This is a genomic window from Streptomyces sp. NPDC003023 (genome assembly GCF_042888225.1).
Lineage (GTDB): Bacteria > Actinomycetota > Actinomycetes > Streptomycetales > Streptomycetaceae > Streptomyces.
In genome coordinates this window covers 257,611-281,287 of the sequence record NZ_JBIAPL010000004.1, presented here as the reverse complement: position 1 = coordinate 281,287, position 23,677 = coordinate 257,611, and the positions used below count along the sequence as shown (strand labels likewise).

Below are 23,677 nucleotides of genomic sequence, written 5' to 3'. Positions count from 1 at the left end.
GTTTCAAGAGTGCCATCCCCACGGGATCACCAGTCGCGAAGGGCGTGGGTCGGGTCGACGCGGGTGGCCCTGCGCAGCGGGCGGAGGGCGCCGAGCAGGACGGCGGCGACCGGCAGCAGGAGCGTGGTCAGGAAGAGCCAGGGACCGGGCAGGACGAGCCCTGCGGGCAGCCGGTCGGCGAAGATCTCGAGACGTCCCAGGGCCCACACGGTCACGGCTCCCGTCCCGGCGCCGAGCAACGCCCCGGCGACTCCGGCGGCGAGGCCTGTCGTACCGATCTCGGCGGCGAACGTCGTGAAGACCTCGCGTCGGCTGCGGCCCACGGCTCTGAGCAGGCCGATCTCATGGACACGTTCGCGCAGCAGACCGCTGCCCATCCCGACGCCGGTGACGGCGGCCGTGACGACCAGCATCAGGAGCATGAGCACCGCCCCCCACCGGAAGAGCTCCAGCAGGGCCGGCAGCTCACGGACCCGGTCGGCCACCGCGTAGGCGAAGTAGCGCTGCCGCTGCAGCTGTTCGAGAACGGGCTGGACCGTCGCGGGGTCCGACGTGACCACGGTCGCCTTCGAGAAGCCGCGGGTGTCGAGAAAACGCCGGGGGGTCACGCCTTCCCTGGCCGCGGCCCACTTCGTCACGAGCGGGGTGGCCGCGTAGGCGGCGTTGGGCCCGTCGATCTGCCAGGAGGGGTCGTAGATCCCGACGACGGTGACGCGGTCCTCGACGCCGGTGCCGCGGTTCTCGCCGGTGCGCTGCGTGTAGCCGACGGACACGGTCCGGCCGAGCAGGCCGGTGAGGTCCTGACCGTCACCGACGGCCGGCAGGACGACCTCGTCGCCCCGGAGAGGGAACACCTGCGTCCGGGCCCCGTCCACGAGAGGCGGGAGCAGCGAGGCGCGTACAGAGGTGGCGTGGAGCAGGAACGGCGGCAGGCTGCCGTCCGGGCCGCTGTCGAAGGACGCCTGGAGTACGGGTTCGACCGCGCGCACGCCCTCGAGCTCCGACACGGCCGTCAGATTGCCCGGAGTGAGCCTCTTGGTCGCCGAGTCGTCCCCGCGGGCCTCGATGTCGATCTGCTGAAGGCTCGATCCGGAAGCGAGGGTGGCCTCGGCAGCCCGGTCCGCGCCGTGGACGACGGTGGCCGCCGTCAGCGCGATCGTCCCGCAGACCACGAGCGTGAGCGCTGCGGCGAGCGAACGGCGCGCGAGGCGGCGGGCGTTCAGAAGGCCGTGACGGAGGTGGTTCACGCGGAGGCCCTCCCGCTGTCGGCGGGAAGCACGTCGCCCTGGCCGAGCACACCGTCGGCCAGGTGCAGCACCCTGTCCGCGCGTGCCGCCACGTCCCTGCTGTGCGTCACAAGAAGGACGGCGGTGCCGTTCGCAGCCGCCCGCCCGGTGAGGATGTCGAGGACCTCGGTCTCGGTCCGGGCGTCGAGGTTGCCGGTGGGCTCGTCGGCGAGCAGAAGGGCCGGCGAGTTGACGAGCGCGCGGGCGATGGCCACCCGCTGCTGCTCCCCTGCCGACAGCTCGTTCGGCCGGTGACGGAGCCGGTGGCCGAGCCCGACGTCACCGAGCAGGCTCTGTGCGGTCGCCGCGCCGCCGCGCAGACCGTCCCGATGGGCCATGGCGACGTTCTCCTCCGCGGTGAACTGGGGCAGCAGGTTGAACGCCTGGAACACGAACCCGACGCGGTCCCGGCGCAGGGCGGACAGGACGGGATCGGTCATGCCCGAGGTGTCGTGCCCGTCGACGAGAACAACGCCCTCGTCCGGGGTGGCCAGCAGTCCGAGCGCCATGAGCAGACTGGTCTTTCCGCTGCCGGACCGCCCGACGAGGGCGACGGTCTCTCCCCGCCCGACCTCGAGCGTGACGTCCCGCACGGCGGTGACGACGCCGTGGGGGCCGCGATGGGAGAGGCTGAGGCGTTGAGCTTGCAGGACTGGTGTCATGGGGGTCCTCAGGGGGTGCGACCGGCGGTCGGGGCGCCTTCCAGGAGCGCGCTGATGCGGTATCCGGCTCGGGTACCGGGGACGCCGCACTCGGAGTCCTTGGCACTGTCGCGGTAGAAGGTGGGGGCACCGGGGCAGGTGCGACGTTCCTCAAGGAGCGCGGTGAGACGGGCGACCGCTTCCGGCTCCGGCGCCCAGCCGAGAGATGCCGCGGCCTCGATTGCCTCCGCGCTTTCCCGGACTGTCCCGGTCTTCAGCCGTTCCTCCGCCTCTGCGGCGAGTTCCTGGGGGCGGGGCCGGCCGGAGAGTGTCTCCAGGCGGTCTGCCCGGTTGAGGCCGTTGATCAGCAGGGATCTCGCATAACGGTGCTCCGGAGTGTCCGGTTTCCAGGGGGCGACCGAGACTTCCGGTACCTCCGCGTCAAGAAGTGTCAGAACCTCGGTGTAGCGGTTCCAGAGGGCCACGTTGCGCACATCGATGTCCCGCGGAGCGGACGCCTCCAGCGCTGAGACCACGGTCTGGCGGTCCCGGTCCGCGACCTCGCCACCGGCCGCATCCATGAGCACGAGCCAGGCACCACGAAGTAGTGGGTCGTACTTCGCGAGGACGGTGGTGCGCATGGCGTCGAGCGCTTCACGCAGCGGCGGATCCGACCCTGGCAGCCCTGCTGCCATACGCAGCCTGCTGACCTCGAAGGTAGAGGTCAGTGTTCCCTGTCGCCTTTGCACCGAGGAGAAGAGACCGCTGGCCAGTTGTCTGGAGCGCAATCTTTCGGTGATGGCGTCGAGTCCCTTCCGAGGGCCGTCGATGACGGTCCACGCTCGGACGGTCAGCGAACCGACCTGGGGGTCGGTGGAGACCGGCTGCCCGGGTGAGAGGAGGTTCCGAAGGCGCTGACCGTCGGCAGTCAAATCGGTGCCCAGTCGCTCGGCCAGAAGGACGTAGTACGCCGCCTCGATGACGGACTCCTCCCCTCTCGGGGTGGAGGTTGCCTTCTCCCGCCACCAGGTCTCGGCCCGGTGGGCCAGTCCGTCGGGCAGCGGCGCATCCACCGCGTCCGCGATGTGTGCAAGGTGGTAGAGCTGCACGGGTCGTCCTGGCGCATCGGCAGCGGCCGTGGCCAACCATGACCGCACTCTGGCCCGGTCCCGGCCGGACAGTTCCGTGCCGAACTGGTCGAGAGCAGCAAGAGCGCTGGAGGTGTCGGTCAGCAATGAGGACACGTCAGCGGCCTTGAACACGGGGTCCTGGAAGTAGCCTTCCGGGTTCAGGTATTTGACCAGCGTCGTCACATCGGTCGAGGTGTGGAACAACTTTCCGCTCGCCTGCTCGATCTGCGACAACAGGATCCTGGATGTGAAGGGATCCGCCTGTAGTTCATCGGAGAACTGCCGACGCAATTCAGCCGCCCCGACATCGATGTTCACACTCCGACCTGTGGCTGAACGCAGAACGGTCAACCCATGAGCGGACTCGTAGAGACCAGGCCGGGCGGCTGACCCTTCGGATGCCATGAAGAGGCCGTCGTCCGCCCTCAGACGCTCGATGTCGGAAGCGAGATGGCGCTGTTCAGCAGAGAGCGACACCCCCTCGTCGTCCTCAACGGGGAAGTCGATCAGATTGCCAAGGGTTTGCCACCCTGCCAGGACGAGCAGCAGACTGCCTGCCGCCATCGCCGCGACCGTTCGCCGGGACCTCGGCGGCCTGCTTCCGGTCATCTTGAACTCCACCCGCCTTGTCGTCAGCCCGCACAGGCAGATGTCGTTCCCTTGACGCCGAGCCCGTCGTGGTAGGCCGAAGCGTGGGAACAGGTTTCGATGCCCCAGACCAGAGACAGGTAGCCGGATCGCGCCTGGCCGGCAAGGTCGGAGGTCCACGCGTCGAAGTTGGTCCACTCGAAAGAGTGAGACGAGGCACTACCGCTGGCGGAGACTCCCGTGCCGCCGGCGCCGATCGAGATGGACCCGCCCTTTCCGGTGATCTGCGCCTGGTTCTTGATCCAGGTCATCGACTGCGTTCGCGACCCCCTGTATGCCTTGGCGGAGGTCTTCCAATCACAGGCTTTGGCCCACAGGTTGCATTCCCAGGCATTCGCCTGGATGCTCACGCCACCACCGATCCCACGCTTCGACGTGTCGCTGACGGCAGCCGCCGACCCGGCTCCCGTCGACATCGCCACCATGGCCGCAACGCCGACGACAAGAGACGACTTCTTCATTCGTATCCCCCGTAGAAACAGTCCGCTTGGGCCGGGCCTTTCGTCTGCCCGGCGGTTCGGCGCATGACGCTAGCGGAGGTCGGGAGCAGGGATCACCGCCCGCCAAAACGCCCACGGACCGAGCGCAACGTTCCTTCGAACATGCCTTGGCGGGAAATCAGTTGTGGGGACAGGAATACTTCTCCGGTCTTTCGATGGACCAAGGGACGCGATCTTCACCATTTCGGGTAGCCGTACGCGTCCTGTTGCCCGGCCGACGCGTGCGTCAAAGGCCCACGGGGGTACGGGTCCATCATGAAATACCTGGTGCGGGACAAGATTTTCGCGATCGGTGACGACTACTGGATCGACGACGAGCACGGCCGCCACGCCTTCCTCGTGGACGGAAAGGCGCTGCGGCTGCGCGACACGCTGGAGCTCGAGGACCGGGACGGACGCGTACTGGTCACCCTGCGCCAGAAGCTGCTCAGCCTGCGGGACGCGATGACGATCGAGCGGGACGGCGAGGCGCTCGCGACGATCCGCAGGAAGCGGCTGTCGCTGCTGCGCAACCACTACCGGGTCACGCTCGCCGAGGGCACCGTGCTGGACGTCAGCGGGCGGATCCTGGACCGGGAGTTCGCCGTCGAGTACGACGGCGAACTGCTGGCGCACATCTCACGGCGGTGGCTGACCCTGCGGGACACGTACGGCGTGGACGTCGTACGTGAGGACGCGGACTCGGCGCTGCTGATCGCGGTGGCGGTGTGCGTGATCCGGCTGGCGGAGAAGGAACGCGAGGAGGACTGAACCGGTGCCCCTTCCGGCTCAGCCAGCCGGTACGGTCGGGGCCGCCAGGCCCAGGCGGCGGTCCTTGAGCGCGGGGAAGACCTCGCGGGTGGTCGCGACCTTCGCCGGGTCGAGGTCCACGGTGAGGACCTCCTCACCGGGTCCCGCCTCCGCGAGCACCTCGCCCCAGGGGTCGACGACGATGCTGTGCCCGGCCTGCTCGACGCCGGCGTGGGTACCCGCCGTCCCGCAGGCCAGGACGTACGCCTGGTTCTCGACCGCGCGTGCGCGGGCCAGCAGGGTCCAGTGCTCGCGGCGGCGGGCCGGCCAGCCCGCGGGGACCACGAGCGCCTGGGCGCCGTCGTCCACCAGGCCGCGGAACAGCTCGGGGAAGCGGAGGTCGTAGCAGGTGGCGAGACCGAGGGTGAGCGCGCCGGGGACGGGCACCGTCACAAGGTCCTCGCCCGCGCCCATCATCACGGCCTCACCCTTGTCGAAGCCGAAGCGGTGGATCTTGCGGTAGGCCGCGACGAGTTCACCGGCGGGGGAGATGACGAGGGCGGTGTTGTAGAGGGTGCCGTCGGCGGCCTTCTCCACGACGGAGCCGGCGTGCAGCCAGACGCCCGCGTCGCTCGCGGCCCCGGCCATGATGTCGAAGGTGGGTCCGGTGGGCGACTCGGCCTCCTGCTCGAACTGCTGGTAGGCGAAGGCTCCGACGGGCCACAGCTCGGGCAGGACCACCAGTTCGGCGGCTGCCTGTTCCCGCACGAGCGCGGCCGCACGCCGCCTGCGGGAATCAACCGATTCATCCGGGTCTACTGCGATCTGGATGAGGGAGGCGCGCACAGTACCACCGTCCTGGCATTCGAGCCGTCAACGCGGGCCTACGATCGTCACACGAAAGCACTGCCCGGGTGCCTTCGGGCAGCGTACTGTGCTCACCCGGGGGCCACCCCCGGACCCCCGCAGCGCTACCAGTCCAATTTGTCCGCGTACGACCGCCGAGGGGTCCCGTGACCGTCCATCCCAGCCTCCAGAACTACGCAGATGCCTGGACCCACTCCGTCGAAGCGATAGCCGAGCTGGTGCAACCACTCGTCGAGGGAGAGTGGAACCGCGCCACGCCGTGCCCGGCCTGGTCGGTGCGGGACATCGTCTCGCACGTCATCGGCCTGGAGTGCGAGATGCTCGGCGACCCCCGGCCCATCCACTCCCTGCCGCGAGATCTCTACCATGTGCAGCACGAGTTCGCGCGCTACATGGAGATGCAGGTCGATGTGCGTCGGCACCACACGGCTCCCGAGATGACCTCCGAGCTCGAGTACACGATGATTCGCCGGGCTCGTCAGCTGCGCAACGAGAACCGCAGCCCCGACACCCTGGTCCGTGCGCCGCTCGGCAAGGAACAGACGCTGGAACTGGCCTACCGGATGCGCGCGTTCGACACCTGGGTGCACGAGCAGGACCTGCGGTGGGCGCTGAACAAGCCGGGCAACCTGGACTCCCCCGGCGCATACGTCACTCGGGACATCCTGCTGCACGGGCTGCCCAAGGTCGTGGCCAAGGAGGCGGGCGCGCCCGCCAATTCGGCCGTGGTCTTCGACATCCACGGCCCGGTCGAGTTCCTGCGGACCGTGCGGGTGGACTCCGACGGCCGCGGTTCGATCGACGGCTCCCCCTCGCTCGGCCCCCTCGTGACCATCGGCATGGACTGGGAGACCTACTACCGGCTGGCCTGCGGCCGTGTCCGGGCCACCGCGCTGCCGGACCGGATCAAGGTGGACGGGGACGCGGAACTGGCGGAGGCCATCCTGCGCTCGTTCGCGGTCACCCCCTAGGGTCTTTCGTTTGGATCAGGCCGGATCAGCGAGTGGGGGTCCCCCCACGCCCGCAGGGCGCAGGGGGAGGGTCTGGTGCCGTGCATCGCAAGGCGGAGGAAGGAGCCCACGCGGAGGGGGCACCTCCCGTGCCAGGAGGGCTACGGGGGAGTCGGCGGCTGACGGCAACGCAGCGAGGTGCGGTGCCAGGGCACGCGAGCCCGGCAAGATCCGAACGAGAGGCCCCAGCCGGTGAAAGCCGCCGCACCGCCTGCCGCCCTGGCGCTGAGCGGCACGGCGCCCGCGCACCAGGGCCCTCGGCGGCCCCGGGAGCTCCTTCCCGGGGCCGCTGCCCGTCCGTCGGTGGTCCAGCGGCCTGAATCAACGGGCGGCGGACAGCGGGCGGCCTGAGAGGCCCCCACGGCTGCTGTCACGCGGGGACGTGCACCGCCTCCACCCGGCTCGCCACCAGTCGTTCCCGCTCGCGCCGGGCCGCTCGGCCGCGCAGCCGCAGGATCTGGGCGACCCCGAGGGCTTCCAGGACGAAGACCGACGAGAAGGCGATCCGGTAGTCGTCACCGGTGGCGTCCAGCAGGACCCCCACGGCCAGCAACGTTGTCATCGAGGCGACGAACCCGCCCATGTTGACGATGCCGGACGCCGTCCCCTGCCGCTCCGGCGGGTTGGCCGGCCTGGCGAAGTCGAACCCGATCATTGACGCGGGCCCGCACGCGCCGAGCACGGCGCACAGTGTGATCAGCAACCACGTCGGGGCATGGTCGCCCGGGTAGGCGATGGTGGCCGCCCACAGGGCGGCGGTGGCGCCCACGGTGCCCAGCGCCAGGGGCACCCGCGCCGCATGGTGGCGCGCGATGATCTGACCGAAGACCAGCCCCACCATCATGTTGGAGAGCACCACCAGCGTCAGCAGACCACCGGCGGTCTCCCTGGACCGGCCCTGCGCCTCGACCAGGAACGGCATGCCCCACAGAAGCAGGAAGACCATGCCCGGGAACTGGGTGGTGAAGTGGACCCACATACCGAGCCGGGTGCCTGGCTCACGCCACGACTCGGCGATCTGCTTCCGTACGAAGGCGGGCCCGGCGTGCCGGGCCGGTGGCGGTGCGTGGCCCTCGGGGTGGTCGGAGAGGAAGAGCGAGAGCAGCACGAGCACCAGCACTCCGGCCAGGGCGCTGCCCGCGAAGGTGGCTGTCCAGCCCATACCGTGCAGCATGCGGGCGATGACGAGGGTCGACACGAGATTGCCGGCCATGCCGCAGAGCGCGGCGACCTGCCCGATGAGCGGTCCGCGCCGTGCGGGGAACCAGCGGGAGCCGAGCCGCAGCACGCTGATGAAGGTCATGGCGTCGCCGCAGCCGAGGAGTACGCGGGAGGCGAGCGCCGTTCCGTACGACGGGGAGAGCGCGAACCCCAACTGGCCGACGGTGAACAGCACCACGCCGATGGTGAGGACCTTCTTGGTGCCCAGCCGGTCGACCATCAGGCCGACCGGTATCTGCATGCCCGCGTAGACCAGCAGCTGGAGTATGGAGAACGTGGACAGCGCGGAGGCGTTGACGCCGAAGCGGTCGGCCGCGTCGAGTCCGGCGACACCCAGGCTGGTGCGGAAGATGACGGCGACGAAGTAGACGGCGACTCCGATGCCCCACACCGCGGCGGCGCGACGGCCGCCGGGTGGATCACCGGGCAGGAGGCCGGCCGGGGACGATCCGCTCACCGGTCCTCACCCCGTACGAGCACTTCGACCCTGCCCAGATGCCGGTGCACACAGCGCGCCGCGCCGTCCGCGTCGCCCGCCTTGATCCGCTCCAGGATCTCGGCGTGCTCCTCGTAGTTGCGTGAGACGCGGTCAGGGAGCGCCTGCATCATGGCGACGCCCATCCGGAGCTGGCGGTCACGGAGCTGGTCGTAGAGCTTGGAGAGGATGTCGTTGCCGGCGTGCTTGACGATCTCGGCGTGGAAGCAGCGGTCGCTGACGGCGAAAGCCGCGAGGTCACCGGCGTCGGCGTGCCGCTGCTGCTGCGCCAGGAGCTCCTCCAGGCGGGCGACGAGTGCGGCGGGCGCGGGCACGGCCTTGCGCACCGCGAACTCCTCGACCAGCAGCCGGGTCTCGACCACGTCCCGGATCTCCTGCGCGGAGACTGCGAGGACGAGCGCGCCCTTCTTCGGATAGAGCTTGATCAGCCCTTCCACCTCGAGCTTGAGCAGCGCCTCCCGCACCGGTGTCCGGGACACGCCCACGGCCTCGGCGAGTTCGCCTTCCGTGAGGAGGGTCCCGCCTTCGTAGCGGCGGTCGAGGACGGCCTGCTTGATGTGGGTGTAGACGCGCTCTGCGGCAGGGGGCTGCTTCAGGGAAGTGGTGGAGGTGGCGGTGGCGGCGGGCATGCGCACAGCTTAGATACAAGACAGGTGCATCAGGCATCGGTGTCCGCATCGCGGAACACGCACCCGGATGAAGGGCTGCACCGCGTCAGGAGTCCGTGAATACCTGGCGGCGCAGACATGAAAACGCCCGGCCGGGCAGAACCCGGCCGGGCGTTTCACGTGAAACAGGACTTTCAGGGACCAGGGCCGTCAGGCCCAGGTAATGAGCCGCTTGGGGTTCTCGAGGATCGCCGCGAGATCCGCGAGGACCTTGGAGCCGAGCTCGCCGTCGACCAGACGGTGATCGAAGGAGAGCGCCAGCGTGGTCACCTGACGCGGCTTCACCTTGCCCTTGTGCACCCACGGCTGGAGCTTGATCGCGCCCACCGCGAGGATCGCCGACTCGCCCGGATTCAGGATCGGCGTGCCGGTGTCGACGCCGAAGACGCCGACGTTGGTGATGGTCACCGTGCCGCCCTGCATCGCCGCCGGGGTGGTCTTCCCCTCGCGGGCCGTCGCCACCAGCTCTCCGAGCGACTCGGCCAGCTGCGGGAGGGTCTTGTCGTGCGCGTCCTTGATGTTCGGAACGATCAGACCCCGCGGAGTGGCCGCCGCGATACCCAGGTTGACGTAGTGCTTCTGCACGATCTCCTGGTTGGCCTCGTCCCAGCTCGCGTTGATCCCGGGGTTCCGCTTGATCGCGACGAGCAGGGCCTTGGCGATCAGCAGCAGCGGGTTGACCCGCAGGCCGGCCATGTCCTTGTCGGACTTGAGCTCCTCGACGAGCTTCATCGTTCGCGTCACGTCGAGCGTCACGAACTCCGTGACGTGCGGCGCGGTGAACGCGCTGCCCACCATCGCCGCCGCGGTCGCCTTCCGTACGCCCTTGATCGGGACACGGGTCTCCCGGGCGCCCGCCGCGACCGGGGCGGCGGTCGGCTCGGAAGCCTGCGGTGCCGAGACGGGCTCGGGCGCGACAGGAGCCACCGCCGTGCCCTGCGTCGGCGCGGCCGCCGCGTGGACGTCCTCGCGGGTGATGACACCGTCGGGACCGGTCGGTGTGACCGTCGCCAGGTCGATGCCCAGGTCCTTGGCGAGCTTGCGCACCGGCGGCTTGGCGAGCGGGCGCGGCGCCGTCGGCGCGCCGTGGCCGTTCATCTCCGCCTGGATGGCGGCGGCCGCCTTGGCCTGCTCGGGAACGCCGGTCTGCTTGCGCGGCCGGCGCTTGGTGGACGACTCGGCCACGCCGTAGCCGACGAGAACCGGCTGCCGGCCCTTCGGCTTGGCGTCCTCCGCGACCTCGGCGGCTTCCGCCACCGGCGATGCCTCGGTCTGCGCGACCGGCACGGCGGCCGCCTCTGCCGGAGCCGCCTCACCGCTGCCCGGAGCGACGTCGACCGTGATGATCGACGTGCCGACGTCGACGGTGGTGCCCTCCGCGAAGCGGAGCTCGTGCACCACACCGTCGTACGGGATCGGGAGCTCGACGGCCGCCTTGGCGGTCTCCACCTCGCACACGACCTGGCCGTCGGTGACGGTGTCGCCCGGCTGGACGTACCACTTGAGAATCTCGGCCTCGGTGAGTCCCTCGCCCACGTCGGGCATCTTGAACTCGCGGAAACGGAGCGAAGTGTCTTGCGTCATGGTCACGGCACTCCTCAGTACGCGAGCGAGCGGTCGACGGCGTCCAGTACACGGTCCAGACCCGGAAGGTACTCCTCCTCGAGCCGGGCCGGCGGGTACGGGGCGTGGAAACCGCCGACCCTGAGCACCGGTGCCTCCAGGTGGAAGAAGCACCGCTCGGTGATGCGAGCGGCGATCTCCGCGCCGGAGCCGTAGAAGACGGGGGCCTCGTGGACGACGACCAGCCTGCGGGTCTTCTCCACGGACGTCTGGATGGCGTCGAAGTCGATCGGGGACATCGAGCGCAGGTCGAGGACCTCCACCGACTTGCCCTCCTCGGCAGCGGCGGCGGCCGCCTCGAGGCAGACCTTCACCATCGGGCCGTAGGCGGCGAGGGTGATGTCGGTACCGGCCTGGGCGACGCGGGCCGCGTGCAGCGGGCCGGGGATGGCCTCGGTGTCCAGCTCGCCCTTGTCCCAGTAGCGGCGCTTCGGCTCGAAGAAGATCACCGGGTCGTCGCTCTGGATCGCCTGCTGGAGCATCCAGTAGGCGTCGGAGGAGTTCGACGGGGAGACCACCTTGAGACCGGCGACGTGCGCGAAGAGCGCCTCCGGGGACTCGGAGTGGTGCTCGACCGCGCCGATGCCGCCGCCGTAGGGGATACGGATGACGACCGGCAGCTTGATCTTGCCCAGCGCACGGGCGTGCATCTTCGCGAGCTGAGTGACGATCTGGTCGTACGCGGGGAAGACGAAGCCGTCGAACTGGATCTCCACCACGGGGCGGTAGCCGCGCAGGGCCAGGCCGATCGCGGTGCCGACGATGCCCGACTCGGCGAGCGGGGTGTCGATGACACGGTCCTCGCCGAAGTCCTTCTGCAGGCCGTCGGTGATGCGGAAGACGCCGCCGAGCTTGCCGACGTCCTCACCCATGATCAGGACCTTGGGGTCGGTCTCGAGCGCCTTGCGCAGGGACTCGTTGAGCGCCTTCGCGAGAGGAAGCTTCTGCACTGCCATGATTAGTTGCCCTCCTCGGCGAACGACGCCTGGTAGGCGGCGAACTGGGCCCGCTCCTCGTCGACGAGGGAGTGACCGTCGGCGTAGGTGTGGTCGAACATCGCCATGTCGTCCGGGTCGGGCATGGCACGGACGGCCTCGCGCACGCGCTTGGCGAGCACGTCGCTCTCCTCGTCGAGGGCGGTGAAGAACGCCTCGTCGGCGTGGCCCTCGGCCTCGAGGTACGTACGCAGCCGAAGAATCGGGTCCTTGGCCTCCCAGGCCGCCCGCTCGTCGTCGTGCCGGTACTTGGTGGGGTCGTCGGAGGTGGTGTGCGCACCCATCCGGTACGTGAAGGCCTCGACGAGCGTCGGGCCCTCGCCGCGGCGGGCCCGCTCCAAGGCGGAACGGGTCACGGCCAGGCAGGCGAGGACGTCGTTGCCGTCGACGCGGACACCGGGGAAGCCGAAGCCCTGCGCGCGCTGGTACAGCGGGACGCGGGTCTGCTTCTCGGTCGGCTCCGAGATCGCCCACTGGTTGTTCTGGCAGAAGAAGACGACCGGAGCGTTGTAGACGGCGGAGAAGGTGAAGGACTCCGCGACGTCGCCCTGGCTCGAGGCGCCGTCTCCGAAGTACGCGATCACGGCCGAGTCGGCACCGTCCTTGGCGACGCCCATCGCGTAGCCGGTGGCGTGCAGCGTCTGCGAACCGATGACGATCGTGTACAGGTGGAAGTTGTTGGTGGTCGGGTCCCAGCCACCGTGGTTCACACCGCGGAACATGCCCAGCAGGTTCGTCGGGTCGACTCCCCGGCACCAGGCGACGCCGTGCTCACGGTAGGTCGGGAAGACGTAGTCGTCGTCGCGCAGGGCGCGTCCCGAGCCGATCTGGGCGGCCTCCTGGCCGAGCAGCGACGCCCACAGGCCGAGCTCACCCTGGCGCTGCAGGGCGGTCGCCTCGGCGTCGAAGCGGCGGGTCAGAACCATGTCCCGGTACAGCCCGCGCAGCTCGTCGGCGCTCAGGTCGATGTCGTACTCGGGATGCTGTACGCGCTCGCCCTCCGGCGTCAGCAGTTGTACGAGCTGGGGCTCGGAAGCCTGCGGCTTCTTGGCGGCGCTGGCGCGCTTACTGGCGCGTCGCGGTTTGCGCGCGGCAGCAGTGCTCTCCACGGTCACGTGCGTGCTCCTCCGTCGGTCCGGCCCCCGGGGTCCGCCGGAAAGCCAGTGCGGCTCGCCCGCGTCCCGGCCCGCGCACGGGGTGTGTGCGGCGGGGCCGGGTGTCGGGCGTGACAGGTGCCCCGGCGAACGTCCTGTCACAAGCACGTTACCCAGTGGGCAGCATTACTGCGAAACCCCATTTGACCTGCGATTTTGCTTGGATTTCCAAGTAAATCGAGAAATAGGGGAACAACCACTGGTCACAGCCTTGCAGGCCGCCGGAACACGGGCACGTTATCCCGGCCACCCCCGACACGGGAAGACTCAATATGTGAGACTGCCCCCGTGCACGAAACGGGAAAAATCACGGTATTCCTGCTCGACGACCACGAAGTCGTGCGGCGTGGCGTTCATGAACTGCTCTCCGCCGAATCCGATATCGAGGTGGTCGGCGAGGCCGGCACCGCGGAAGACGCCCTGGTCAGGATCCCTGCAACCGATCCCGATGTCGCCGTGCTCGATGTGCGGCTGCCGGACGGAAGCGGCGTCGAGGTCTGCCGCGAGGTCCGTTCGCGCAACGAGAACATCAAGTGCCTGATGCTGACGTCCTTCGCCGATGACGAGGCACTCTTCGACGCGATCATGGCGGGGGCCTCCGGATACGTACTGAAGGCGATCCGCGGCAACGAGCTGCTCGCCGCGGTGCGGGACGTCGCCGCGGGCAAGTCGCTGCTCGACCCCGTGGCGACGGCGCGGGTCCTGGAGCGGCTGCGCGAGGGCAGCAGGCCCGCCGGTGACGAACGGCTGGCCCGGCTCACCGAGCAGGAGCGCCGGATCCTGGACCTGATCGGGGAGGGGCTCACCAACCGCGTCATCGGCGAGCGGCTCCACCTCGCCGAGAAGACGATCAAGAACTATGTCTCCAGCCTGCTCTCCAAGCTGGGGATGGAGCGCCGTGCACAGGCGGCGGCCTACGTGGCGAGGATGCAGGCGGAGCGCCGGCACGGCTGAGCCGGCCCGGCGTCGTCACCGGTCCGGGCCATCGCGGCCACTCACGGTTTCGGGACCTTCGGCCCACTCTTTCGGGGCCGGTGACTCTACACAGCGCAGTCGGCGGTCACGGAGAGTGGACGCCATGTCGTCAGAGGAGCTCCGCGCCGTCGAACTGCTGGACCGTGTCCCGTACGGTCACCTGGCCACCAGCATCCGGGCCATGCCGTTCCTGGTCCCGGCCCGCCACATCGTCGCCGACGGCGGGGTGCTGCTGCGCCTGCACGCGGTCTTCGACTACGAACGGGCCTGCTGCGGGAGTGTGGTGGCCTACGCCGCGGACAACCTCGACTCGGGCTCGGCGGCCCTGTGGTCCGTGCAGTTCACCGGCACCGCGGAGGCCGTCCGGCCGACGGGTGGGGAACTGGAGCGCTTCGGGCCGCGGCCGCACCGCATCGACGGCGAGGAGTTCCGGCCTGCCTATCTGCGCCTGGAGCCACGGTTCGCCACCGTGCACACCATGGACCGCTTCGACGAGCCGTCCGCGCCGCGCGCGGTGTGACTCCGGCGTCCGCGCCGCGCGCCGTGTGACTCCGGCGTGCGCGCGTGCCGTGTTACGCCGGCGTGCGCGCCGCGTGCCGTACTCAGACGGCGGGCGGCGCGCCTGTGTCACTCTCCCTCGGGGTCCCCGGGGTTCCCGTTCCCGCCCTCGGTGGCCCCGCCGGTCCCAGAGGGAGACTCCGCCGGTTCACTCGGCGTCTCCTCGGGTTCGCTCGCCGTGTCGCTGGGCTCGCCCGTCGGGTCGCTCTCGGTCGGGCTCTCGGAAGGCGTCTGCGGCGTGCTCGGCGTGAACGACGGGCGGTCGGAGGGGGTGTAACTCGGCCAGGAGTTGCCCCCGGTCGACGTGTCCGGGTCCTGTGACCCCTCGGTCTCCTCATCGGTCGGTGTCGGGGTCTCCTCCGGCGTCGCGCTCGGCGACTGGGAAACGGTCTTGCCGTCCCCCGGACCGGTGTTGTTGCCGGTGTCGTTCGCCGCGTTGAGCGCGAAGGCGATGCCCGCGACGACCGCGACCACGGCGAGAGCGGCGAGCAGCCACACCTTGCCCCGGCCGCCCCGGCGGCCCCCACCGGGGTGGTTTCCGTAACCGCCGTCGTAGGCACCGTCGTTCGGGTTCATCGGAGGAAGGATCGGGCCCTGCGAGGTCTCGCCGTGCACAGGGTGCACGGCGGTCGCGCCCATCATGCCGCCGGTCGCGCCGGCGCCGCCGTCGTACAGGCCGACCGGGCCCGTGTTCCAGGCGCCGTTGTGGCTGCCCTGCTGCTGGAGCATCTGCAGGGCGTACTGGACCAGTCCGCGCATCTCCTCGGCGCTCTGGAACCGGTCGTCCGGGTCCTTCGCCAGCGAGCGCATCACCAGCCCGTCCAGCTCCGGCGGCACGGCGTCGGAGACGTCCGACGGCGGCGTCGGGATGTCCTGTACGTGCTGGTAGACGACCGAGAGCGGGGTCTCCCCGGTGAACGGCGGGCGCAGCGCCAGCAGTTCGTAGAGCAGGCAGCCCGTCGCGTACAGGTCGGAGCGGTGGTCGACGGCCTTGCCCAGGGCCTGCTCCGGGGAGAGGTACTGGGGGGTGCCCATGACCATGCCGGTCTGGGTCATCGTCGACTGCGCGCCGTGCAGTGCGCGCGCGATGCCGAAGTCCATCACCTTGACGGCACCGGAGTTGGTGATGATGACGTTGGCGGGCTTGATGTCGCGGTGCACGATGCCGTGCTGGTGCGAGTACGCGAGGGCTTCGAGGACACCCGAGACGATGATCAGGGCCTGCTCCGGCGGCGGCGCCTCCGCGTTGACGAGCAGATCGCGGATGGTGCGGCCCTCGACGAGCTCCATCACGATGTAGGGGACGGTCTGGCTGCCGACGACGTCCTCGCCGGAGTCGTACACCGCCACCACGGAGTGGTGGTTGAGCCCCGCGACCGACTGGGCCTCGCGAGTGAAACGGGCCTTCGAGACCGGGTCCTCCGCGAGGTCGGCCCGCAGCAGCTTGACGGCGACGGTGCGGCCGAGCCGCACGTCCTCCGCAGCGAACACCTCCGCCATTCCACCGCGGCCGAGACGGTGCGTCAGGCGGTAGCGGCCGTCGCCGACCAGCCCGCCGACACCCCAGGCTTCCGCAGGATCCGGCACTCCGCTGCCGTCTGCTCCGGGTTCGGGTGCCATCAGTCCTCGCCGTCGTATCTGTCCGCCTGCGTAGGGTGCGTGCGGGGTGCCATTTCTCAGGGTGCTGTGCCACGTCACGCTACAGCCTTGGCGCGGCAGGCCGGATTCGAGAGAGACCGGCCATCAAACCTGCCCGGCGCCGCGCCGCGCAAATTGGATGCTGTTCCTGTAACGCTTCCGAGACGCTTGTTGTGCGTACGGTCACGGAACGGGCACCTGGCTTGACGTGTCGGACCCCTGCGGCAGACTTGCCCCGTAATACGGGATCACGGTCCAGGTTTCTCGGTTCCCGGGAAGCGGATCGTCAAGCAACGTGAAACACGCGGGCCCGGCTGTCGAGGCCACCGCGCCGAGGGGGATGCACAGTCATGAGCCAGGACGGCGCGCAGGGCCGCTATGCGGGTGGTTCCGTGGCGGGCGGCCGGTATCAGCTTCGCGATCTTCTCGGCGAAGGCGGTATGGCCTCCGTCTATCTGGCCTACGACTCGGCGCTCGACCGCCAGGTGGCCATCAAGACGCTCCACACGGAGCTGGGGCGCGAGGCGTCCTTCCGCGAACGCTTCCGGCGTGAGGCGCAGGCGGTCGCCAAGCTCTCCCACACCAACATCGTGTCGGTCTTCGACACCGGCGAGGACGCTGTGACGTACAGCGGCTCCGCCGCTGGTGACGGCGGCGTGATGCCGTACATCGTCATGGAGTACGTGGAGGGCCAGCCGCTCGGCTCCGTACTGGCCGCCGACATCCAGCAGTACGGCGCGATGCCCGCCGACAAGGCGCTCAAGGTCACCGCCGATGTGCTCGCGGCGCTGGAGACCAGCCACGAGATGGGCCTGGTCCACCGCGACATCAAGCCCGGCAACGTGATGATGACCAAGCGCGGCGTCGTCAAGGTGATGGACTTCGGTATCGCCCGTGCGATGCAGTCGGGCGTCACGTCGATGACGCAGACGGGCATGGTCGTCGGAACCCCGCAGTACCTGTCGCCCGAGCAGGCGCTGGGGCGCGGCGTGGACGCCCGCTCCGACCTCTACTCGGTCGGCATCATGCTCTTCCAGCTGCTCACCGGGCGGCTCCCGTTCGACGCCGACTCGCCGCTGGCCATCGCGTACGCGCATGTGCAGGAGGAGCCGGTCGCGCCGTCCACCATCAACCGCTCCGTCACTCCTGCGATGGACGCGCTGGTGGCGCGGGCCCTCAAGAAGAACCCGAACGAGCGTTTCCCGAGCGCGGCGACCATGCGTGACGAGTGCGCGCGGGTCGCCGGCACCGGGCAGACGGGCGCTCCGGTGATCATCGGCGGCGCGCCGGCGACCAGTGGCGCCGGAGTCGGCTCGGCCGTCTTCCCGCCGCTGGGCCAGTCCACCCCGGCCCCGCAGAGCGGCGTCCAGACGCCCTATCAGCCCGGCCCCTACGGCCCGCCCACCCCTGCCCCGACGCCTGCCCCCACGCCGCACTACGGCTACCCGACACCGGCTCCGACGTACCAGCAGGCACCGGCTCCGACCCCGGCTCCCGCGTACACGGTCTCGCCGCAGCAGTCACCGGGCGGCTCTGGCGGCAGGCGGAACATGCCGGTGATCGTGGGGGCGATCGCGGTGGCGGTGCTGGCCATCGGCGGTCTGGTCACGGCGATCGCGATGAACGGCGGCGACGACCCCGGCAAGGAGGCCGGCGGCGACCCGACGACGGGCGAGTCGCAGAAGGCGGGCTACAAGGGGCCGGAGCGCAACCGGACCATCAAGACCACCGAGTGCTCCGACGCGAGGGAGAGCTACGACGACCCGTCGAAGGTCGACGCTCCCGACTTCGTCTTCAAGGACATCCTCTCCGTCAAGGAGTGCGTGCAGGCCGCGGGCTGGAAGGTCGACGTGAAGGAGAAGCCCAACGCCCAGTGGGGCGAGGGCGTAGTGATCTCGCAGTTCCCGCTGGCCGACTCGGAGGTCTCCCCGGACAGCGCGAGCTTCACGCTCGAGGTGTCCACCGGCTATCCGGAGTAGCCGCGGCTGAGCGCCGTACAGGGCGCTCCTCCGCACAGACGGCCCGGTCCGCGCGCTGCGCACCGGGCCGTCCTGCTGCCACCCGGAAGGCGACCGCGCGCCCGAGATGCCGGGGATATCCCGGCATGTGACTCTGAGTCCGACATGTCGGTGACGACGACTCGGCACGGGAGGGGTCATCCGGTGACTCCAGGGCTGCACACTCGATGCGTGATCACCGTCGCCTCCCTTCTCGCGCTGGCCGCGCCCGTCGCCCACGCGGAGGAACCCGGGGCCCGGGAGGCGTCTTCGAAGCCGTCGGCCTCGGCCTCGCTCGCGGGGCGGCAGGCCGGCGAGGGACGCCAGCGGCCGGGCCGCCAGGTGACGCCCTCGCCGAGCGCGAGCGTGTCGGCGACCCCCTCGCGCACACCGGTGGCGGCCACGTCCCCGGCGGCGACGACCACCCCTTCGAAGCCCTCTGCACCCGCGTCACCGCGCCGGCCCGTCCGGGACGAGCCCCCGCGAACCGGCGAGCCTCCCGAGGACGCCCCTCCGGAGAATGACGAGGTACCCGAGACGGATTCACCCGTCGAGGCATGGGACGCACCGTCCCCCTCACCCCGCCGGACCGAGCCCGCCGCCGCCCGCCACCAGGCACCTCAGGCCGCGCCCAGCCCTGTCGCCAGGCAGATCTCGCCGCTGTCGCTGGGGGTCGGCATGGCCCTGATGGGCCTCGGAATCGGCTTCCTCGGCGTCCGGCTGCGCCGCCGCTGAGCCGCGTGTCCGTCTCAGGACGGATGCCGAGGCTCCGTCCAGCGACGGTTGGCACGCGCCGACATACTCGGTATACATACTGAGTATGTCCATCCGTCACGGGCTCCTCGCCCTGCTCGAGCACGGCCCCCGGTACGGCTCCCAGCTCCGATCGGAGTTCGAGTCGCGCACCGGCGCCACCTGGCCGCTGAACGTGGGCCAGGTCTACACGACCCTCAACCGTCTGGAACGCGACGGCATGGTCGCGCAGCACGGCGAGGACGAGGCCGGGCACGCGCTCTACGTCATCACGGACGCAGGCCGCTCCGAACTGCGGAGCTGGTTCACCACTCCGGTGGACCGCAGCAGTCCGCCCCGTGACGAGCTGGCCATCAAGCTGGCGATGGCGGTCGGCGCGCCCGGCGTGGACATCCGCGCCGTCATCCAGTCCCAGCGCCACCACACGGTGAACGCCATGCAGGACTACACCCGCCTCAAGGCCCAGGCGCTCGCCGCGGTGGAGAACGGAGGGGCGCGGGAGCGGGACGACGTGGCCTGGCTGCTCGTACTGGAGCAGCTGATCTTCCAGACCGAGGCAGAGGCGCGCTGGCTCGATCACTGCGAGGTCCGGCTCATCAGGCTCGCCGCGGCCGCGGGACGGGAGACCGGGGCGACACCACCGGCGCCGCCTCCGGAGCAGTCGGGGGCGCCGCGGGCCGACGCCTCCGTGGCCGGCAGGCGTCTCTCGCGACCCGACCGGGGCGGCGGCCCCGGGCCCGCCATGACCTGAGTCCCGGGCACCGACGCCCGACGCCGCTGCATCCGACCGGGGCAGGGGCGAACACCCGGCCCCCGTAGCGGCTGTCGGTGCCGTACAGGACCACCGGATCCGGCCGCGAGGCCGCACAGAACCGCTTCGCCCGACCCGGCCGTCAGGCCGGGCACGAACGCTTCACCCGAACCGGCCACCAGGCCGCGCAGGAACCGCTTCACCCGAACCGGCCACCAGGCCGCGCAGGAGCCACCCACCGGCACCGGCCACCGGTAACGGCCGCCAGGCCGCAGGGCGACCGACCCGATTCGGTCATCCGGCCGACCGCTCACCTCTCCGTACACCGCTCGTGTGTGCGCGTCCGTCCAAGGGGGGACCCCACCCATGTCCGAACAGTTGCCTCACCAGTCCCAGTCGTCACAGCACCCTGTTCTGCAACTCCAGCAACTGACCCGCGTGCACGGCAGCGGCGCCACCGAGGTGCACGCCCTGCGCGGCATCAACCTCGATGTCTTCCCCGGCGAACTCGTCGCCGTCATGGGCCCGTCCGGCTCCGGCAAGTCCACGCTGCTCACCATCGCCGGCGGCCTCGACGCCCCGACCTCCGGGCAGGTGATCGTCGAGAACACCGACATCACGACCGCCGACCGCAAGACACTCGCCGCGCTGCGCCGGCGCAGCATCGGCTACGTCTTCCAGGACTACAACCTCATCCCGGCACTCACCGCTGCCGAGAACGTCTCCCTGCCCCGCGAGCTCGACGGCATCTCCGCCCGCAAGGCACGTGTCGAAGCGGTCGCCGCTCTCGAGGAGATGGAACTCGGCCACCTCGCCGACCGGTTCCCGGACGAGATGTCCGGTGGCCAGCAGCAGCGTGTCGCCATCGCACGGGCCCTCGTGGGCGACCGCCGCCTCGTCCTCGCCGACGAGCCGACCGGCGCCCTGGACTCCGAGACCGGGGAGTCCGTTCTCGCCCTGCTGCGTTCGCGATGCGACGCCGGGGCAGCCGGCATTCTCGTCACCCACGAGCCGCGCTTCGCCGCCTGGGCCGACCGCGTGGTCTTCCTGCGGGACGGCGCGGTCGTCGACCAGACCGTACGCAGCCAGGCGGACTCGCTGCTCTCCGGCCAGGCGGCCGAACTGTGATGACCTGGTACCACTCCTGGCGTGCCGCGATTCGGATCGCGCGCCGTGACGCCTGGCGCTCCAAGGGACGCAGCTTCCTCGTCCTGGCCATGATCGCCCTGCCCATCCTGGGCGTGAGCGCGGCGGACCTCACCCTGCGCAGCGCCGAGCTCTCCACCGAGCAGAGTCTCGCGCGTTCCCTCGGCGCCGCCGACGGCAGACTCTCCGACCCCGGCATGGGCGGTGTGCCGATCCTGCAGTCGCCGGACGGCTACAACTACAACCCGGTCGACGAGCTCGAGGACGGGCCGCTGCCGGAAGGGAAAGCGGATCTCCGAAAGGCCCTTCCCGCGGGCGCCAAGACCCTGACCGACACCACCGGGTCCGCCAAACTCCGCACCACACACGGTCTGCTGCACACGGAGATCCGTGAGCTCAAGGCCTCCGACCCGATGGCAGCGGGTCTCTTCGACATCGTCGACGGCCGGCTGCCGCAGAAGGCGGAGGAGGTGGCCGCGACCACGCACTTCCTCGAGAGCAGCGGCCTGAAGGTGGGCTCCGAGCTCACCGCTCGCGGCTTCGACCGTGAGTACCGCATCGTCGGTTCCTACGAACTCCCGGGCTCGCTGGACACCGACCAGATCAACGCCCTGCCGGGCGCGATGCTCGCGCCGCTCGACAAGGCGCTGCAGACGGCAGGCTTCTCCGGCACCTCGGCGTCGGGGACCATCCTGGCCACCGTTCCCGGTGGTTTCACGTGGAACATCGTGAAGGACATCAACACCAAAGGTGTGAAGGTCACTTCGCGAGCCGTGGCCCTTGACCCGCCGGCCGACTCGGAGGTGCCGCTCTTCCAGCAGGAGGGGTGGGGCAACTACGAGGAGAGCACTGCCGCCAAGGCCGCCGCGCTCGCCGCGGTCGGCACCGTCGTCGGCCTCGCGATGCTGGAGATCTGCCTGCTCGCCGGACCCGCCTTCGCGGTCGGCGCCCGTCGCTCGCGACGTCAACTCGGCCTGGTGGGCGCCAACGGCGGCGACCGGCGGCACATCCGGGCCATCGTCCTCGGCGGCGGTCTGGTGATCGGTGTCGCCGCAGCGGTCGTGGGCACGGTCCTCGGCCTGGCCCTCACCTTTGTGCTCCAGCCGGTGCTCGAGGAGGCCATGGGCAAGCGCTTCGGCCACTTCGACGTACGGCCGCTGGAGCTGTTCGGCATCGCGATGCTCGCGGTTCTCACCGGCCTGCTGGCCGCGATCGTGCCCGCCATCACCTCGTCACGGCAGACGGTCCTGGCGTCGCTCACCGGCCGTCGCGGTGTTCGCCGCAGCAGCCGGGTCCTGCCGGTCATCGGCCTGATCGCGGTGATCCTCGGTGCCGCGATCGCACTGTACGGCTCGACGATGACGGAGCAGTTCGTGGTCGTCGCGGGCGGCAGCGCCCTGGCCGAGCTGGGCGTGGTCGCGCTGACTCCCGCCCTTGTGGGCCTCTTCGGCCGCATCGGGGGGATCCTGCCCCTCTCCCCCCGCCTCGCGCTGCGCGACGCCGTACGCAACCGGGGGCGCACGGCGCCCGCGGTGGCCGCGGTGCTGGCCGCCGTGGCGGGCACTGTGGCCGTCGCCACCTACGCCGCGAGCAGCGACGCCCAGAGCGAGGCCGGATACGAGGCGCAACTGCCCCACGGCGCCGTCGCGATGACGATCCACGAGGGCGGCGGCCGGGATGTGCCGGCCGTGCGCGACACCGTGCAGAAGCTGCTGCCCGTGGACGTACGGGCGGACGTGTCTCGGGTGGTCGTCGGCAAGGCGAGTTGCACGCGCTATGAGAGCGGGGCCGGCTGCGGCCGCTATGACTTCATCGTGCCCAAGGCGAACGAATGTCCTCTGTGGGCGTGGGACCCGGCGCACCCGGATCAGGACCCCGCACAGAAGTTCTCCAAGGCGGAGCGGCGCAAACTCGCCGACGACTGGCGGTGCCGGCACAACGACGGCGGTGCCGTCTATGGCGACGGCGGCCTGGTGATCGGTGACGCGAAGCTTCTGAAGGTCCTCGGAATCGACGACCCCGCCGCGGCGAAGGCACTGACCGCGGGTCAGATCGTCTCCTTCGACAAGCGCAACATCAACGCCGAGGGCAAGATCGACATCCGTCTGGTTACCGACCCGGACGCCGCCGACCGCGCTGCCGAGAAGGGGGAGAAGATCCCCGGCGCGGTCAAGAGCTTCGCCGCCCACCAAATGCCCGACACCGTGAAGTCGTACGGCATGCCCGCCCTGCTCTCGCCGTCCGCGGCGAAGGCGGCAGGTCTCGCCACGGTGCCGCTCGGTGCGTACTACTCGACCGACAAGATGCCCAGCAGCGAGCAGCGGCAGCGGCTCGACGGCGAGCTGGACAAAACGGGTGCCGCGGTCGAGCTGCACATCGAGGAGGGCTACACCAGCGAGAACAGCATCATCCTGCTGTCACTCACCGTGTTCGCCGGCCTGATCACCATCGGCGCGGCGGGCATCGCCACCGGACTCGCCCAGGCGGACGCGGAGGCAGACCTGAAGACGCTCGCCGCGGTCGGCGCCCCGCCGAGGGTCCGCCGGACGCTCAGCGGCTTCCAGTGCGGGGTGGTGGCCGCGATGGGTGTGGTCCTCGGGTCGGCCGCCGGGTTGCTGCCGGCGGTCGGGCTGCGGCTCACCGAGAAGCGTGAGCAGTTGGCCTGGTACCAGAAGGCCCTCGACGAGGGCTGGGGCGGAGTGGAGTCGGTGTACGTCCCGATCGTCGTGCCCTGGGCGACGCTGGCGGCCCTGCTCGTCGCCGTACCGGTGGGTGCCGCACTGCTGGCGGCCCTGGTCACGCGCTCTCGTGGGGCGCTGGCCAGGCGCGAGGCGACCTGACCCGAGATCCGGCGGGTGAACATCGCCCGGCGGGTCCGTATACAGCAGTTT

At 70.3% G+C, this 23,677-nt stretch carries 19 protein-coding genes and 1 pseudogene; 9 read left to right on the top strand and 11 right to left on the bottom strand.

Annotation, left to right across the window (positions count from 1 at the left end; all coding sequences use genetic code 11):
- Window positions 1–26 precede the first annotated feature (26 nt).
- The 4 genes and pseudogenes from ACFYV1_RS16405 to ACFYV1_RS16390 all read right to left on the bottom strand — a co-directional run bounded on the left by ACFYV1_RS16405 (window position 27) and on the right by ACFYV1_RS16390 (window position 4,166).
- Window positions 27–1,247: an ABC transporter permease gene (locus ACFYV1_RS16405; protein ID WP_389396143.1), complete on the bottom strand. Its 1,221-nt coding sequence runs from the start codon at window positions 1,245–1,247 to the stop codon at window positions 27–29.
- A gap of 182 nt (window positions 1,248–1,429) precedes the next feature.
- Window positions 1,430–1,948 (bottom strand): annotated as a pseudogene (locus ACFYV1_RS16400) (ABC transporter ATP-binding protein); the annotation flags it as partial.
- 8 nt (window positions 1,949–1,956) lie between these two features.
- Entirely contained in the window at window positions 1,957–3,621 is a 1,665-nt protein-coding gene (locus ACFYV1_RS16395) for a hypothetical protein (protein ID WP_389396142.1), read from the bottom strand.
- A gap of 68 nt (window positions 3,622–3,689) precedes the next feature.
- Window positions 3,690–4,166, bottom strand: coding sequence for a hypothetical protein (locus ACFYV1_RS16390; RefSeq protein ID WP_389396141.1), 477 nt, complete (start codon window positions 4,164–4,166; stop codon window positions 3,690–3,692).
- 294 nt (window positions 4,167–4,460) lie between these two features.
- Here ACFYV1_RS16390 and ACFYV1_RS16385 point away from each other — a divergent pair, with 294 nt between their 5' ends.
- Window positions 4,461–4,955, top strand: coding sequence for an LURP-one-related/scramblase family protein (locus ACFYV1_RS16385; protein ID WP_389396139.1), 495 nt, complete (start codon window positions 4,461–4,463; stop codon window positions 4,953–4,955).
- Between the two features lie 18 nt (window positions 4,956–4,973).
- Here the strand turns inward: ACFYV1_RS16385 and ACFYV1_RS16380 are convergent, their stop codons facing one another.
- Window positions 4,974–5,780 (bottom strand): carbon-nitrogen family hydrolase, encoded by an 807-nt coding sequence (locus tag ACFYV1_RS16380; RefSeq protein WP_389396137.1) that lies wholly within the window; start codon window positions 5,778–5,780, stop codon window positions 4,974–4,976.
- A gap of 167 nt (window positions 5,781–5,947) precedes the next feature.
- Between ACFYV1_RS16380 and ACFYV1_RS16375 the strand changes: the two genes are divergently transcribed.
- Window positions 5,948–6,772: a maleylpyruvate isomerase family mycothiol-dependent enzyme gene (locus ACFYV1_RS16375; RefSeq protein ID WP_389396136.1), complete on the top strand. Its 825-nt coding sequence runs from the start codon at window positions 5,948–5,950 to the stop codon at window positions 6,770–6,772.
- A 409-nt stretch (window positions 6,773–7,181) separates the two neighbouring features.
- On the opposite strand, the gene ACFYV1_RS16370 is transcribed toward ACFYV1_RS16375, so the two are convergent.
- The 5 genes from ACFYV1_RS16370 to pdhA form a co-directional block, all read right to left on the bottom strand.
- Window positions 7,182–8,489, bottom strand: a complete 1,308-nt coding sequence (locus ACFYV1_RS16370; RefSeq protein WP_389396135.1) for a nitrate/nitrite transporter — start codon at window positions 8,487–8,489, stop codon at window positions 7,182–7,184.
- Window positions 8,486–9,157, bottom strand: coding sequence for a GntR family transcriptional regulator (locus ACFYV1_RS16365; RefSeq protein ID WP_389396134.1), 672 nt, complete (start codon window positions 9,155–9,157; stop codon window positions 8,486–8,488). Before ACFYV1_RS16365 ends, ACFYV1_RS16370 begins: the two co-directional genes overlap by 4 nt.
- Window positions 9,158–9,346: 189 nt before the next feature.
- Complete coding sequence (locus ACFYV1_RS16360; protein WP_389396133.1) at window positions 9,347–10,780, bottom strand: dihydrolipoamide acetyltransferase family protein; 1,434 nt, start codon at window positions 10,778–10,780, stop codon at window positions 9,347–9,349.
- Between the two features lie 14 nt (window positions 10,781–10,794).
- Window positions 10,795–11,775 (bottom strand): alpha-ketoacid dehydrogenase subunit beta, encoded by a 981-nt coding sequence (locus ACFYV1_RS16355; protein ID WP_389396132.1) that lies wholly within the window; start codon window positions 11,773–11,775, stop codon window positions 10,795–10,797.
- Between the two features lie 2 nt (window positions 11,776–11,777).
- Window positions 11,778–12,929: a pyruvate dehydrogenase (acetyl-transferring) E1 component subunit alpha gene (gene pdhA, locus ACFYV1_RS16350; RefSeq protein WP_389396131.1), complete on the bottom strand. Its 1,152-nt coding sequence runs from the start codon at window positions 12,927–12,929 to the stop codon at window positions 11,778–11,780.
- A gap of 327 nt (window positions 12,930–13,256) precedes the next feature.
- On the opposite strand from pdhA, the gene ACFYV1_RS16345 reads away from it, so the two are divergent.
- Window positions 13,257–13,922, top strand: coding sequence for a response regulator (locus ACFYV1_RS16345; RefSeq protein ID WP_389396130.1), 666 nt, complete (start codon window positions 13,257–13,259; stop codon window positions 13,920–13,922).
- A 124-nt stretch (window positions 13,923–14,046) separates the two neighbouring features.
- Window positions 14,047–14,463: a pyridoxamine 5'-phosphate oxidase family protein gene (locus ACFYV1_RS16340; protein WP_389396129.1), complete on the top strand. Its 417-nt coding sequence runs from the start codon at window positions 14,047–14,049 to the stop codon at window positions 14,461–14,463.
- Window positions 14,464–14,570: 107 nt separating this feature from the next.
- Here ACFYV1_RS16340 and ACFYV1_RS16335 read toward each other — a convergent pair whose 3' ends face one another.
- Window positions 14,571–16,121, bottom strand: a complete 1,551-nt coding sequence (locus ACFYV1_RS16335) for a protein kinase (protein WP_389396128.1) — start codon at window positions 16,119–16,121, stop codon at window positions 14,571–14,573.
- 368 nt (window positions 16,122–16,489) lie between these two features.
- Between ACFYV1_RS16335 and ACFYV1_RS16330 the strand changes: the two genes are divergently transcribed.
- The 5 genes from ACFYV1_RS16330 (at window position 16,490) to ACFYV1_RS16310 (ending at window position 23,626) form a co-directional block, all read left to right on the top strand.
- A complete protein-coding gene (locus tag ACFYV1_RS16330) occupies window positions 16,490–18,118 on the top strand; it encodes a protein kinase (protein ID WP_389396127.1) in 1,629 nt (542 codons plus the stop codon).
- Window positions 18,119–18,328: 210 nt separating this feature from the next.
- Window positions 18,329–18,871 (top strand): hypothetical protein, encoded by a 543-nt coding sequence (locus tag ACFYV1_RS16325; protein WP_389396126.1) that lies wholly within the window; start codon window positions 18,329–18,331, stop codon window positions 18,869–18,871.
- A gap of 85 nt (window positions 18,872–18,956) precedes the next feature.
- On the top strand, window positions 18,957–19,640 hold the full coding sequence (locus ACFYV1_RS16320; RefSeq protein ID WP_389396125.1) for a PadR family transcriptional regulator: 684 nt from the start codon (window positions 18,957–18,959) through the stop codon (window positions 19,638–19,640).
- 366 nt (window positions 19,641–20,006) lie between these two features.
- A complete protein-coding gene (locus ACFYV1_RS16315; protein WP_389396124.1) occupies window positions 20,007–20,768 on the top strand; it encodes an ABC transporter ATP-binding protein in 762 nt (253 codons plus the stop codon).
- Entirely contained in the window at window positions 20,765–23,626 is a 2,862-nt protein-coding gene (locus ACFYV1_RS16310; RefSeq protein ID WP_389396123.1) for an FtsX-like permease family protein, read from the top strand. Before ACFYV1_RS16315 ends, ACFYV1_RS16310 begins: the two co-directional genes overlap by 4 nt.
- The last annotated feature ends 51 nt before the right edge of the window (window positions 23,627–23,677 follow it).